The organism is Mesorhizobium sp. M0778, assembly GCF_040320105.1.
Taxonomy (GTDB): domain Bacteria; phylum Pseudomonadota; class Alphaproteobacteria; order Rhizobiales; family Rhizobiaceae; genus Mesorhizobium.
Map to the genome: position 1 here is coordinate 26,606 of NZ_JAMYPA010000018.1, position 12,472 is coordinate 39,077.

Below are 12,472 nucleotides of genomic sequence, written 5' to 3' on the forward strand. Positions count from 1 at the left end.
CCGCGGCGCGGCCCGGGAGGACGTCATGAAACCGTTCGCAATCGACAGAACCAACGGCATTTGCGCAGCGCTGTTCATCTTCCTCGGCGCATTTTTCGCGCTGCAGTCGCTCGGCCTCGAAATCGGCACCGCCTTCCGTATGGGACCGGGCTATTTCCCGCTGGTGCTGGCGATCGTGCTGATCCTGCTTGGCGCCGTCATCCTCGTCCAAGCGGTGCGTTTCGAGAGCGACCCGATCGGCCACATCGCGTGGCGCGGCATGCTGTTCATTCTGCCCGCTCCGATCTTCTTCGGCCTGACGGTGCGCGGCCTCGGCTTTATCCCCTCGATCTTCCTGACGGCGCTAATCGCATCGTTCGGCAGCGGCCGTATGAAGCCGCTGACCGCGCTCGTGCTGTCGGCCGGCCTGACGCTGTTCGCATTCGTCGTCTTCAGCTACGCACTCGGCCTGCCGTTCCGGCGTTTCGGCCCGTGGCTGCCCCTATCATTGTGAGGAGATGAAATGGAACTCCTCAACAATCTCGCACTCGGCTTTTCGACGGCCACATCTTTGGCAAACCTCGGTTTCTGCCTGATCGGCGTCCTTCTCGGCACGCTGATTGGTGTCCTGCCCGGCATCGGCGCCACCGCAACCATTGCCATGCTGTTGCCGATCACCTTCCAGATCGGCGATCCGGTTTCCTCCCTCATCATGCTCGCCGGCATCTATTACGGCGCGCAGTATGGCGGTTCGACTACCGCCATCCTCATCAACATGCCCGGCGAATCTTCGTCGGCCGTCACCGCCATCGACGGCTACCAAATGGCCAGGAACGGTCGCGCCGGGGCGGCACTGGCGACCGCGGCGATAGGCTCGTTCTTTGCCGGCACGGTGTCGACCTTCCTCGTCGCCATCTTTGCCCCACCGCTGACGGCGATAGCGCTGAGATTCGGCGCAGCCGAGTATTTTTCGCTGATGATTGTCGGCCTGGTCTCGTCCGTCGCGCTCGCCCACGGCTCGATCGTCAAGGCACTTGCCATGGTCGTGCTCGGCCTGCTGCTCGGACTTGTCGGCACGGATATCTACACCGGCACGCCCCGCTTCACGCTCGGCATCCGCGAATATGCCGACGGGCTGAATTTCGTCGCAGTGGCGGTCGGTGTCTTCGGCGTCGCCGAGATACTGCGCAACCTCGAAAACGAGCATGAGCGTTCCGTGCTGATCCGAAAGATCTCCGGCCTTATGCCGACCCGCGAAGATTTTCGGCGCATGGCGGCCCCCATCGTGCGCGGAACAATCATCGGTTCGGCGCTCGGCATCCTGCCGGGAGGCGGCGCGATCCTTGCCGCCTTTGCCTCCTACACCGTCGAAAAACGTGTCTCGAAAAGTCCGGGGGAATTCGGCAAAGGCGCAATCGAAGGCGTCGCCGGACCGGAATCGGCCAACAATGCCGGCGCACAAACCTCCTTTATCCCGATGCTGACGCTCGGCATTCCGGCCAACCCGGTAATGGCGCTGATGATCGGCGCGATGATCATCCAGGGCATCGTACCCGGCCCCAATGTTGCGATCGAACAGCCTGCACTGTTTTGGGGTATCATCACCTCGATGTGGATCGGCAATCTGATGCTGATCGTCTTGAATCTGCCGCTAATCGGGCTTTGGGTGAAACTGCTTACGATCCCGTATTACGTGCTCTTCCCGATCATCATGGCGTTCTGCTCGATCGGCGTTTACAGCGTCAACACCAACGTCTACGACCTCTATGCAGTCGCACTCTTCGGCTTGCTTGGCTATCTCCTGACCAAGCTGCGCTGCGAACCCGCGCCGCTGCTGCTTGGCTTCGTGCTCGGCCCGCTGCTCGAGGAAAACCTGCGCCGCGCCATGATCCTCTCTCGCGGCGATCCGAGTACCTTCGTGACGAGACCGATCAGCGCCAGCCTGCTCCTCATCGCGCTCGCCGTGCTCGTCATCGTGTTTCTCCCCGCGGTCAGGAAGAAGCGCGAGGAGGTGTTTGTCGAAGAGAGCTCCTGAACGTGGACGGCGCCACATAGGAGGAACTTCAGAGTCACTTGGCTGGCACTGATTCAGTAGCCGCCTCTACTGGCCCGAGCGGCGCGATCTCGACCAGTGGTGCAGGCACGCTGGTCGTCTTTTCCTTGGCCTTGCAGATATCGGCGATGACGCAAGCCGGGCAATCCGGCTTGCGTGCCTTGCAAACATAGCGGCCGTGCAGGATCAGCCAATGATGCGCATGCCGCATATATTCATCCGGAATGATCTTCAAAAACCCTTGTTCGACCTGTTCCGGCGTCTTGCCCGGCGCCAGGCCGAGCCTGTTGCCGATGCGGAAGATGTGCGTGTCGACCGCCATCGTATGCTGGCCGAAGGCGACGTTGAGTACGACATTGGCGGTCTTGCGGCCGACACCCGGCAGCTCGACCAGTTGATCGCGATCATCGGGCACCTTGCCGCCGTGGTCGCGGATCAGGGCTTCCGACAACGCGATGACGTTCTTGGCCTTGTTGCGCCACAGCCCGATGGTGCGGATATGGTCGCCGAGCCTGGTCTCGCCCAGCGCCAGCATTTTCTGCGGCGTGTCGGCGATCTTGAACAGCGCCCGCGTCGCCTTGTTGACACCGGCGTCCGTCGCCTGCGCTGAAAGCACCACCGCCACCAGCAGCGTGAAGGCGTTGATATGTTCGAGTTCGCCTCTCGGTTCCGGCCGCTGAACGGAAAAGCGCCGGAAAATCTCATGCACCTCGGCCGGGCTGTAAAGCGCCCGCGACCTCGCCGGCCGCGGACGCGGCTTGGCGTTCGAGCCGTCGCGGCGGCCGGGCAACAGGTCTTTTTTTAGCGCCGAAGAGTTTTTGGACTTGGGGCTTGTCATTGCTTTCCTATAATATTCTGTAATGAGCGACACAAACGCCTCATTTCAGGCCGACGAGCCATTCTTCCAGGCGCTGCTGATACCGCACCGGTCGCTGGGCAAGACCGGCTTTGTCATCCTGATGGGCGCACTGCTGTTCGGGTGGCTGGTGACCGGAGCGTTTTTTCTGTCGCGCGGCGCCTGGCCGGTGTTCGGCTTCTTCGGCCTCGACGTTATTGCCGTCTATATCGCCTTCCGCGCCAATTATCGTGCCGCCCGGGCTCGCGAGGAAGTATCGGTGTCGCGCACCAGCCTCGATATCCGCAAGACTGCCCCGTCAGGCAAATCGGAAGCACATCGCTTCAATCCGTTCTGGGCACGCTTTTCGATCGCCCGCCACACCGAAATCGGCATCACCAGAATGGCGGTCGAGGCGCAAGGAAAAACAGTCTCGATCGGTGGCTTCCTCAACCCCGACGACCGCGAAAGTTTTGCCACCGCATTTTCGCGCGCTCTGGCGACCGCCAAGGCGCGCTGACGATCAAAACCGAAATCTCAACAGCCTGCCGACCCTCCGAAGAGCCGGAACGTGGCTCCAGAGGCGAAAGACCAGTCCGGCGAACCAGCTCACACGGGCGGCATGTTCGGGTTTGTACGCCATCGTTTCCTCGACCAACCGCAGGCCGGGCACTGACCGTTCCAAGTCGCGCGGACCGTTGATCGCCCAGTGGAGTTCGGCTCCGGTGGCGCGGAACGACCGGTTGAGGCGCACGAGCTTTAGACCCAGGTCGCTGTAGGCATCGCAGATAAATTCGCCGCTGGCCAGATGCGACACAAGCCGCGAAACGAGTCTTGGGCCCTGGTCAGCGGCAAGGTAGGGGGTCAGGCCCTCCGCCACGACCATCGCCGGGCGATCGCCGGGCACTTCATCCAACCAGCCAGGCTCGGTGACGGATGATCCGATCAGGTGGTAATGCTCGCGCATCGGGTAGAGCTTGCGCCTGAGCTCGATGACTTCGGCGTAGTCGACGTCGAACCAGTCGACGCCGGCTGGCGGGTCGATACGGAATATTCGTGTGTCCAGCCCGCAGCCGAGATGCAGCACAATGGCGTTCGGGTTGTTCGCCAGAAAAGCCGCAACCCAGTCGTCCAGCGTCTTGGCCCGGATCGCCAGACCGACGCCGAGATTGTTGTCGACCTTGAGCCGCGAGAAGTCGTAGTCGATGCGGCGAACCGCCTCGTCCGCGAAGCGGTCTTTCAGCAGCGAGTTGGGAAGCCGGCTTTCCAGCGCCTTGCCGTAGACGGTGATCAGCAGCGTTTCTCTTTCCTTGGTCAGCTGCACCTTCTCGCCGGCCATGATTGTCCTCCCCATTCAAAGCCAACTCTATCTGGGTACATGCTGCGGGAAAGCAAGTTTCGGGTGGTGATCGGCGCCGCGAAGGACGATATTCGCACTCAAGGAGATACTGCCATGAACGCCCAAATGCCTCTCAAAACGACAGCAATCCTTCAGAAAGACATCACGCCTGAAGGTGACGACTACGAAATCGTCCGTCGTGCCATCGAAAAGATCAGCCTCGACTATCGCGATCAGCCTTCGTTGGAAGTGCTGGCCGAGGAGGTCGGCGAGACGCCGACCGGGCTGCAGAAGCTGTTCACCCGCTGGGCCGGCCTGTCGCCGAAGGCTTTTCTGCAGGCCGTCACCCTCGATCATGCGCGCAAACTGCTGGATTCCGGCATGCCGCTGCTGGAAACTTCGTTCGAACTCGGCATGTCCGGCCCAGGCCGGCTGCACGATCTGTTCGTCACCCATGAAGCGATGTCGCCGGGCGATTACAAGACCCGCGGCGCCGGGCTCACCATCCGCTACGGCTATCATATCTCGCCTTTCGGCATCGCTTTGATCATGGTGACGGACCGCGGCCTTGCCGGCCTCGCCTTCAACGACCCCGGCGGCGAGCGTGCGGCCTTTGCGGACATGTCCAGCCGTTGGCCGAATGCGACCTATGTCGAGGACATGGCGGCGACGGCGCCCTATGCCGCGCGCATTTTCGATCCGACGCTGTGGCGCGCCGACCAGCCGCTGCGCGTCGTCATGATCGGCACCGACTTCCAGGTCCGCGTCTGGGAGGCCTTGCTGCGCATTCCGATGGGCAAGGCCTGCACCTATTCCTCGATCGCCGCGCGCATCGGCGCACCGAGCGCCAGCCGGGCTGTCGGTGCCGCGGTCGGTGCCAATCCGATGTCCTTCGTCGTGCCGTGCCACCGGGCTCTCGGCAAGTCCGGCGCGCTCACCGGCTACCATTGGGGCCTGACGCGCAAACGCGCCATCCTCGGCTGGGAGGCGGGACAAGTCTCTTCTTGAATAGCCAACGAATGGAACGATAGGAGCGAAGGGCCCCGAGGGTGACAAGCAGCGATCTTACGGAGTAGCTTCCCGCGCAATTAGAGTGACATGCGCTAGCGGGAGGCACTTCTTGATCGTCGTCATCGGTTCCATCAATCTCGACCTCATCGCCAGTGTCGACCGCTTGCCCGGTCCCGGCGAAACGGTGCGCGGCTCCGGTTTCGCCACCGCCCCCGGCGGCAAGGGAGCCAACCAGGCGCTGGCCGCCGCCCGCGCCGGCGCCAAGGTGCGCATGGTCGGCGCGGTCGGCAAGGACAGCTTCGCCGGCGAGGCTTTGGCGCTGCTGCGCGACGGCAAGATCGACCTGTCCGGCGTCGGCGAGACCTTTGCCTCGACGGGTACCGCGTTGATCATGGTCGGCGCCGACGGCGAGAACGTGATCGCCGTCGTGGCGGGCGCCAATGATTCGGTCGTGCCGGGTGACCTTTCCAAGGCTTTCCTGAAAAACGGCGATGTCGTGCTGCTGCAGTTGGAGGTCCCGTTGCAAACGGTCGAGACAGCGCTTGACGCGGCAAGGACGGCCAACGCGGTCACCGTGCTCAACACCGCACCTTTCCACGGCGACGCGGCCGGCTTCCTCGGCAAGGCCGACTATCTCGTCGCCAACGAGACCGAGTTCGATCTCTATGGTGAGGCGCTGTTGTTGAGTGGCCGCGACCGCCCGGCACGGATGCGCGACTATGCCTCGAGAACCGGCCGCACCATCGTCGTCACGCTTGGCCCAGACGGCGTTCTCGCCGCGACGCCGGACGATCTCCTGATGGTTCCGGCGCTGAAGATCACTCCGCTCGACACGGTCGGCGCCGGCGACACGTTCTGCGGCTATTTTGCTGCCGGACTGGCGGCAGGCCTGCCGCTCGACCAGGCGCTTGCCCGCGCTGCCGCAGCCGGTTCGCTGGCCTGCCTGAAAGCCGGCGCCCAGCCTGCCATCCCGCTGGCCAGGGATGTCGACGCCGCCATGCCGACATCTGCGGGCTGAAGCGCGATGACAGCCACGCGCCCGACCACCAGGCATGCCGTGCCGCCCGCCGGCGACATCTGCCGCCTGTCCGCCGTGGAACTGGCCGACAGGATCAGGCGCCGGCAGCTTTCGGTGCGCGAAGTGATCGCTGCATTCCTGGACCGGATCGAGGCGGTGAACCCACAGGTCAACGCCATCGTTTCATTGCGTGAGCGTGCCGACATCCTGCGCGAGGCCGACGAGGCAGACGCTCATTTGGCGCGAGGAGCAGATACCGGATCGCTGTTCGGTCTGCCGATCGCGATCAAGGATCTTGCGCTGACAAAAGGCCTGAGAACCACCTTCGGCTCGCCGATCTTCGCCGATTTCGTGCCTGAGGAAGACGACTTCTTCGTCGAGCGTGTTCGGCAGGCCGGCGCCATCATCATCGGCAAGACCAACGTTCCCGAATTCGGGCTCGGCTCCAACACCTACAATACCGTGTTTGGACAGACGCTCAACGCGTTCGACCCAGCGCTGACCGCCGGCGGCTCGAGCGGCGGCGCGGCGGTCGCGCTGGCGCTCGACATGGTTCCCATTGCCGATGGCAGCGACTTCGGCGGTTCGCTGCGCAATCCCGCTGCCTACAACAATGTCTATGGCTTCCGCCCGTCGCAGGGATTGGTACCGGCCGGCCCTGATCTTGATGTGTTTCATGCGCAAATGGGCGTCGAAGGGCCGATGGGGCGTGACGTGCGCGACATGGCGCTGCTGCTCGACGTTCAGGCCGGCTATCATCCTCGCGCGCCGCTGTCGCATGATAAGCCAGGCTCGTTCCTCGAAGGGCTGGAAACGCCGGCGGCCGGCGGGCGCATCGCCTGGCTCGGCGATCTTGACGGTCATCTGCCGATTGAAGCAGGCATTCTACAGCTTTGCGAGGCAGCACTCGGCCGGTTAGCGGATCTATCCTTCGAGGCCGAGCCGCTGATGCCGGAATTCGACTTCGAAGCGCTGTGGCAGGCCTTTGTAACGCTTCGCCAGGCGAGCAGCGGTTGTGCGCTCAAGGTGCATTACGACGATCCCTTTAAACGCCGCCTTCTCAAGCCGGAGGCCGTGTGGGAGGTGGAACATGCACTGGGCCTCACCGCGCCGCAGGTCCACGCCGTCACGGTGAGGCGCTCGTCATGGCACAAAACCCTGCTGTCGCTCTTCGATCGATTCGATCTCATCGCGCTGCCGACCGCGCAGGTCTTCCCTTTCGAGGTCTCCACCCACTGGCCGACGCAAGTGGCCGGGCGTGCCATGGATAGCTATCATCGCTGGATGCAGGTTTCAGCGTTCGCCACGCTCGGCGGCTGCCCGGCGATCAATGTGCCGGCGGGCTTCGACCCCAAGGGCAGGCCGATGGGCATGCAATTGATCGGGCGGCCACGCGGTGACCTCTCGGTGCTGAGGGCGGCTGCCGCCTATGAGGCAACGCTACCATGGCAGGCCGGCGCCTGCTGAAATCAGCTCCGCATTGTCGGCGCCTCGCCGGCTTGCACGCAACTCATCGCCATGCATTGATCGCGACAGCGCGCCGCACGAGCGGCATTCTGCGGAGGGAAAAATGTCGCTGGAACTCTACGCCACCTACGTCGTCGCTTGCATCGTCATCATTCTTGTGCCGGGGCCGACGGTCACGCTGATCATCGCCAACAGCATCCGCCACGGCTCGCGCGCCGGCCTCGCCAATGTCGCCGGCACCCAGGCCGGGCTGGCCATCATGATCGCCATCGTCGGCATCGGGCTGACCTCGCTTATCGCCGGCATGGGCCACTGGTTCGAATGGGTCCGGCTGATCGGCGCCGCCTACCTGATCTGGATGGGCGTGCAGATGTTCCGCTCGAAAGGCAAGCTGAACGCCGACGGATCGGCTAAAAAGCCGCGCGGCGGCTTCTTCCTGCAGGGCCTGCTGGTGGCGATCAGCAATCCGAAGACGCTGGTGTTCTTCGGCGCCTTCTTTCCGCAGTTCATCGCCCCCGAAGGCAATTACGCGCTACAGATCGGCGTCATGGGTCTCACCGCCATGATCTTCGCCGCCGTCTCGGATTCGACCTACGCGTTGGCCGCCGGCCGCGCCGGACGCCTGCTCTCGGCCGGCCGCGTCAAGCTCTTGTCGCGAATCAGCGGCAGCTTCCTGGTGGGCGGCGGCCTGTGGCTGGCGTTTTCCAAGGCGAAGTAACAGCCGCGAGCCGGGACGCAAATAGCAATCTCCTGGAACAGGAAGCCCGATTGAAAGTCAGCCTTCTGTGCACCACATGAATTGATAGTTGGGGATTCATGCCGGTGCCATGGACTTTTGTGGATGTGAAAAGGCACGCGATCGGCGTGATCCTGATTGTTGCTTTGTTTGCGGCGGTGTTGGCCCTCGATCCGCTCAAGTGGACGAATAACGCCAGCCCGATCCGCTCGGTGGGCCCAATCGATGCAGCCGTCAAAAGTGCCCATTGGGGCAAAGGCCGAAGTGTCTACATGCTGGTCCTTGAAGACGGTTCATCTGTTTTCATCGACGACGATCGTCCGCGCCTGATCGGCTCGCACGTCGGCATCGAGCGCGTCACGCGCGACAATGGCTTTGTCTTCTACCGATTTCCAAATTGAACGGCGATCGATCAATGAAGCTGTTTTCGAAGGTAAACGAGTGACAGAGCTCTCTTCGAAGAAATCGCTCTTGAACAAAGCCCTTACGCCATTCAACTCTAAGTGATGGGGCCGACGAATCTTTCTCTTAGAAACCGCCTTCTTCTGCTTCGGGAAGAGTTTCGCGATACAGTCGTTGGCGTCGCTTTCTTTTGCTCATTCGCTCTTGTGGCCGCCGTGGCGATTGTAACAAGACAGAATAGCCCGATCATGGGCACGCAACGCATAGGAGGCATCGTCGAAGATGTCGCGACGATGCCTCTAAATCCGAAAGGTTCCGTCGGCCATGGACTTTATTATAGATATGAAGTCCGTCTCCATGACGGCAACGCACTGGTATTTATCGATGGTGAGGTGGAGACGCCCCACATGATCGGATCGGAAGTCTCGATCGAACAACAGCGCCGCAAGAACGGCACCAGCACCTACCGCCTGCTCAATGACTGAGCGGCGCTAAAGCCGCCCCAGCCTTTCCAGCAGCAGCGCGAAAAACGCATCATGGTCGATGTCGCGCATCACCATGGCGTTCTTCGGCCGCTTGGTCACCCCCCACCAGTCGATCACCGTCATGCCCATGGTGAGCTCCGAGGCGGTTTCCACGCTGACATTGCAGTTGCGGCCCTTGAACAGCTTCGGCTTCAACAGATAGGCGATGACGCAAGGATCGTGCAGCGGGCCGCCATCGGTGCCGTATTTCTCTTCGTCGAAGCGTTCGAAGAATTCCAGCATGTCCGCCGTCGCCGTGCCGACCCTGGTGCCGAGCTTGCGGAAAGCCTTCGTGCGCTTGGCGGTGGTCAGCGCCTTGTGGGTGACGTCGAGCGGCATCATCACGATCGGAATGTCGGATTTGAACACGACATCGGCGGCATGCGGGTCGACATAGATGTTGAACTCGGCAGTCGGCGTGACGTTGCCGCCCTCGAAGAAGCCGCCGCCCATCAGCACGATCTCCTTGATGCGCGGCGCGATTTTCGGCTCGCGGATCAGCGCCAGCGCAACATTGGTGAGCGGCCCGAGCGCGCAAAGCGTGATCGTGCCGGTCTCCTCCTTCATCAGCGTCTCGACGATGAAATCGACCGCATACTGATCCTGCAGCTTCATCTTTGGCTCAGGCAGTTGCGGTCCGTTGAGGCCGGTCTTGCCATGCACTTCCTCGGCGGTGACGAGTTCACGCGCCAGCGGCCGGATGGCGCCTGCATAGACCTTGACATCCGGCCGGCCGGCCAACTCGCAGATCTTGCGTGCGTTTTTTTCGGTGAGTTTCAGCGGCACGTTGCCGGCCACCGCGGTGATGCCGACGATCTCCAGCTCGGCGCTGCCGAGCGCCAGCAATATGGCGACGGCATCGTCCTGGCCGGGGTCAGTGTCGATGAGGATCCTGCGGGATTGGGGCATTTCAATTCCTTGTTTTGGCAAGTCTTTTTGGGCGGGACGTGTGACGGCTTGAAGTCTGCCGGGCGGCGGACCATATCAAGACCATCGGGAAAAATGCCATCCGGGTTTTTCCACTTTATGTCGCTCTTGAGAGGACACTGTAACATGAGCCGAATGACGCCTTTTTCCAGCCCGCTTCTCCTCGGTTTCGATTCCATGGAAAAGACACTGGAGCGCTTGGCGAAGTCGGGTGACAGCTATCCTCCGTACAACATCGAGCGCCTCAGCGGTGCCGACGGCAAAACCGAAAGGCTGCGCATCACGCTCGCCGTCGCCGGTTTCGCGGAAAGCGATCTCGATGTCTCCACGGAGGAGAACCAGTTGGTCGTGCGCGGCCGTCAGAACGACGACACCGAGCGCGAATTCCTCCACCGCGGCATCGCCGCGCGCCAGTTCCAGCGCTGTTTCGTGCTGGCCGACGGCATGCGGGTGATTGCGGCGGAATTGAAGAACGGCCTCTTGTCGATCGACCTCGATCGGCCGGAGTCCGAACGGCTGGTACGAAAAATAAACATATCGGTGAAAGACTGAGTTTTGCCGATAGCTCTCATGCGGGATGGCCTTGAGCGGCGTCTCGCGGCAAGGAGGCTTGAAATGACCAGAACTGACGAAAATATCATCATGACCAGCGGCGAATTCGCTCATCTCGGCGAAGGTTCGGTCGCCTATCTCAGGAAAGTGTCGAGCGACGATCTGCGCGGCCGTTTCCCGGGCCTCGGCGAAATCGCGCCCGGGCTGGAACTGTGGGCCCTGTTTGCCGCCAACGGCCAGCCGATCCTGCTTTCGGATGCTCGCGACCGGGCGCTGGCCGGCGCCTTGGAAAACGATCTGACCCCCGTCGCTATCCACTAACAACACGGCGCGCCGATCTGGCTGAAACGGACAGGGCCGCTCACGGCGGCCCTTCAACGGGTCCAATCAACTCAGGCGGCGTGCGACGCCTGTGTATCCGACAGCAGCGCGTGGATAGCCACGGCATCGCGCGTGCCCCTGATCTTGGCAACCGTGTCGGCATCGCGCAGCACCCGCGCGATGCGCGACAGCGCCTTGAGGTGGTCGGCGCCGGCACCTTCGGGGGCCAAAAGCAGAAACACCAGGTCGACCGGCTGATCGTCGAGGGCCTCGAAATCGACCGGTGTCTCCAGCCGGGCAAAAACTCCAGCGATCCGCTTCACCCCGGCCAGCTTGCCATGCGGAATGGCGATGCCGTTGCCGACGCCGGTCGAACCCAGCCGCTCGCGTTGCAGGATGGTGTCGAACACCTCCCGCTCCGGAATGCCGGAAATTGCCGCCGCCCTTTCAGACAGCAATTGCAGCAGCTGCTTTTTGGAGTTCGCCTTCAACGCCGGCATGATTGCCGGAACGTTGACGAGATCGCTCAGATCCATGCTTGAAATCCCTTGTTCGCCTGCCGTCGCCAGTCCCCACGCTTGCGTGCGGCTGGTTTTTACCCCTGCGCGACCTTGGCCGTAGACGGGTCGATCCAGCCGATATTCCCGTCCGGCCGGCGATAGACGATGTTGAGATGGTCGTTTCCGGCATTGCGGAAGACCAGGACCGGGCTGTCCTTGGTGTCGAGCTCGATCACGGCTGACGCCACCGACATGGTCCGCAGCGTCATGGTCGATTCGGCGACGATGGCCGGCGCGAAATTCTCCGGTATCTCCTCGTCGTCATCGGCAAGCGGGGCCATCACCGTATAGGCGACGTCGGTGAGTTCGCCATTGCTATTGCCTGAATTGTGCGACTTCAGCCGGCGCTTGTAGCGCCTGAGGCGGGTTTCCAGACGGTCCGCCGCGGCATCGAAGGCAAGCGTCGGATCCTGGGCATCGCCGGTCGCCTGCAGCGAAGCACCGGAATCCAGCCGGATCATGCAATCGGCCGTGTAGCGCGACCCCGATTTGACGACTACGATTTGCCCTGAAAAGCCCCGATCGAAATATTTCCCGATCACTTCCCCGACACGGTCGTTGATGCGCGTACGGAACGCATCGCCGATATCCATGTGTTTTCCCGATATGCGCAGTGTCATCTGAAAACTGACCTTCCTTGCTCAGGCTTCAAACTGTCCCGAGTTTATACTCGTGGTCCGTGCGCACAAGCTTTGCGGCGTCACTTGCGCCGATTTTAAATCCGAACTTTCCGGTTGATCACAAGCCG

General features: G+C 62.2%; 16 protein-coding genes. 11 read left to right on the top strand and 5 right to left on the bottom strand.

Translation table 11 applies throughout. The features are described from left to right. Positions 1 to 25 precede the first annotated feature (25 nt). Together NKI22_RS22710 and NKI22_RS22715 are read left to right on the top strand one after the other, a co-directional pair. A complete protein-coding gene (locus NKI22_RS22710; RefSeq protein ID WP_023718976.1) occupies positions 26 to 493 on the top strand; it encodes a tripartite tricarboxylate transporter TctB family protein in 468 nt (155 codons plus the stop codon). 9 nt (positions 494 to 502) lie between these two features. After that, positions 503 to 2,014, top strand: coding sequence for a tripartite tricarboxylate transporter permease (locus NKI22_RS22715; RefSeq protein ID WP_023718975.1), 1,512 nt, complete (start codon positions 503 to 505; stop codon positions 2,012 to 2,014). Positions 2,015 to 2,048: 34 nt separating this feature from the next. Here the strand turns inward: NKI22_RS22715 and nth are convergent, their stop codons facing one another. Beyond that, complete coding sequence (gene nth, locus NKI22_RS22720; RefSeq protein ID WP_352495480.1) at positions 2,049 to 2,870, bottom strand: endonuclease III; 822 nt, start codon at positions 2,868 to 2,870, stop codon at positions 2,049 to 2,051. A 22-nt stretch (positions 2,871 to 2,892) separates the two neighbouring features. Here nth and NKI22_RS22725 point away from each other — a divergent pair, with 22 nt between their 5' ends. After that, positions 2,893 to 3,387, top strand: coding sequence for a DUF2244 domain-containing protein (locus NKI22_RS22725; protein WP_352816811.1), 495 nt, complete (start codon positions 2,893 to 2,895; stop codon positions 3,385 to 3,387). A gap of 3 nt (positions 3,388 to 3,390) precedes the next feature. On the opposite strand, the gene NKI22_RS22730 is transcribed toward NKI22_RS22725, so the two are convergent. Beyond that, entirely contained in the window at positions 3,391 to 4,206 is an 816-nt protein-coding gene (locus NKI22_RS22730; RefSeq protein ID WP_352816813.1) for a class I SAM-dependent methyltransferase, read from the bottom strand. A gap of 114 nt (positions 4,207 to 4,320) precedes the next feature. On the opposite strand from NKI22_RS22730, the gene NKI22_RS22735 reads away from it, so the two are divergent. From NKI22_RS22735 to NKI22_RS22760, 6 genes are all read left to right on the top strand, one after another. Beyond that, positions 4,321 to 5,214: a methylated-DNA--[protein]-cysteine S-methyltransferase gene (locus NKI22_RS22735; RefSeq protein ID WP_352816815.1), complete on the top strand. Its 894-nt coding sequence runs from the start codon at positions 4,321 to 4,323 to the stop codon at positions 5,212 to 5,214. A gap of 112 nt (positions 5,215 to 5,326) precedes the next feature. Next, complete coding sequence (locus NKI22_RS22740; protein ID WP_352816818.1) at positions 5,327 to 6,235, top strand: ribokinase; 909 nt, start codon at positions 5,327 to 5,329, stop codon at positions 6,233 to 6,235. Between the two features lie 6 nt (positions 6,236 to 6,241). Next, positions 6,242 to 7,702: an amidase gene (locus NKI22_RS22745; RefSeq protein ID WP_352816820.1), complete on the top strand. Its 1,461-nt coding sequence runs from the start codon at positions 6,242 to 6,244 to the stop codon at positions 7,700 to 7,702. A 103-nt stretch (positions 7,703 to 7,805) separates the two neighbouring features. Beyond that, positions 7,806 to 8,420, top strand: coding sequence for a LysE family translocator (locus tag NKI22_RS22750; RefSeq protein WP_023675274.1), 615 nt, complete (start codon positions 7,806 to 7,808; stop codon positions 8,418 to 8,420). 98 nt (positions 8,421 to 8,518) lie between these two features. Continuing rightward, positions 8,519 to 8,839, top strand: a complete 321-nt coding sequence (locus tag NKI22_RS22755; RefSeq protein WP_352816822.1) for a hypothetical protein — start codon at positions 8,519 to 8,521, stop codon at positions 8,837 to 8,839. A gap of 249 nt (positions 8,840 to 9,088) precedes the next feature. After that, entirely contained in the window at positions 9,089 to 9,325 is a 237-nt protein-coding gene (locus NKI22_RS22760) for a hypothetical protein (protein ID WP_352816825.1), read from the top strand. A 6-nt stretch (positions 9,326 to 9,331) separates the two neighbouring features. Here the strand turns inward: NKI22_RS22760 and NKI22_RS22765 are convergent, their stop codons facing one another. Next, positions 9,332 to 10,273: a nucleoside hydrolase gene (locus NKI22_RS22765; protein ID WP_352816827.1), complete on the bottom strand. Its 942-nt coding sequence runs from the start codon at positions 10,271 to 10,273 to the stop codon at positions 9,332 to 9,334. A 144-nt stretch (positions 10,274 to 10,417) separates the two neighbouring features. Here NKI22_RS22765 and NKI22_RS22770 point away from each other — a divergent pair, with 144 nt between their 5' ends. Together NKI22_RS22770 and NKI22_RS22775 are read left to right on the top strand one after the other, a co-directional pair. Next, positions 10,418 to 10,843, top strand: a complete 426-nt coding sequence (locus NKI22_RS22770) for an Hsp20 family protein (protein WP_023718964.1) — start codon at positions 10,418 to 10,420, stop codon at positions 10,841 to 10,843. Positions 10,844 to 10,906: 63 nt separating this feature from the next. Then, on the top strand, positions 10,907 to 11,164 hold the full coding sequence (locus tag NKI22_RS22775; RefSeq protein ID WP_352483584.1) for a BQ00720 family protein: 258 nt from the start codon (positions 10,907 to 10,909) through the stop codon (positions 11,162 to 11,164). Between the two features lie 71 nt (positions 11,165 to 11,235). Here the strand turns inward: NKI22_RS22775 and ptsN are convergent, their stop codons facing one another. Beyond that, on the bottom strand, positions 11,236 to 11,700 hold the full coding sequence (ptsN, locus tag NKI22_RS22780) for a PTS IIA-like nitrogen regulatory protein PtsN (RefSeq protein WP_023718962.1): 465 nt from the start codon (positions 11,698 to 11,700) through the stop codon (positions 11,236 to 11,238). Between the two features lie 59 nt (positions 11,701 to 11,759). Continuing rightward, positions 11,760 to 12,344 (bottom strand): ribosome hibernation-promoting factor, HPF/YfiA family, encoded by a 585-nt coding sequence (gene hpf / locus NKI22_RS22785; protein ID WP_352483585.1) that lies wholly within the window; start codon positions 12,342 to 12,344, stop codon positions 11,760 to 11,762. Positions 12,345 to 12,472 lie beyond the last annotated feature (128 nt).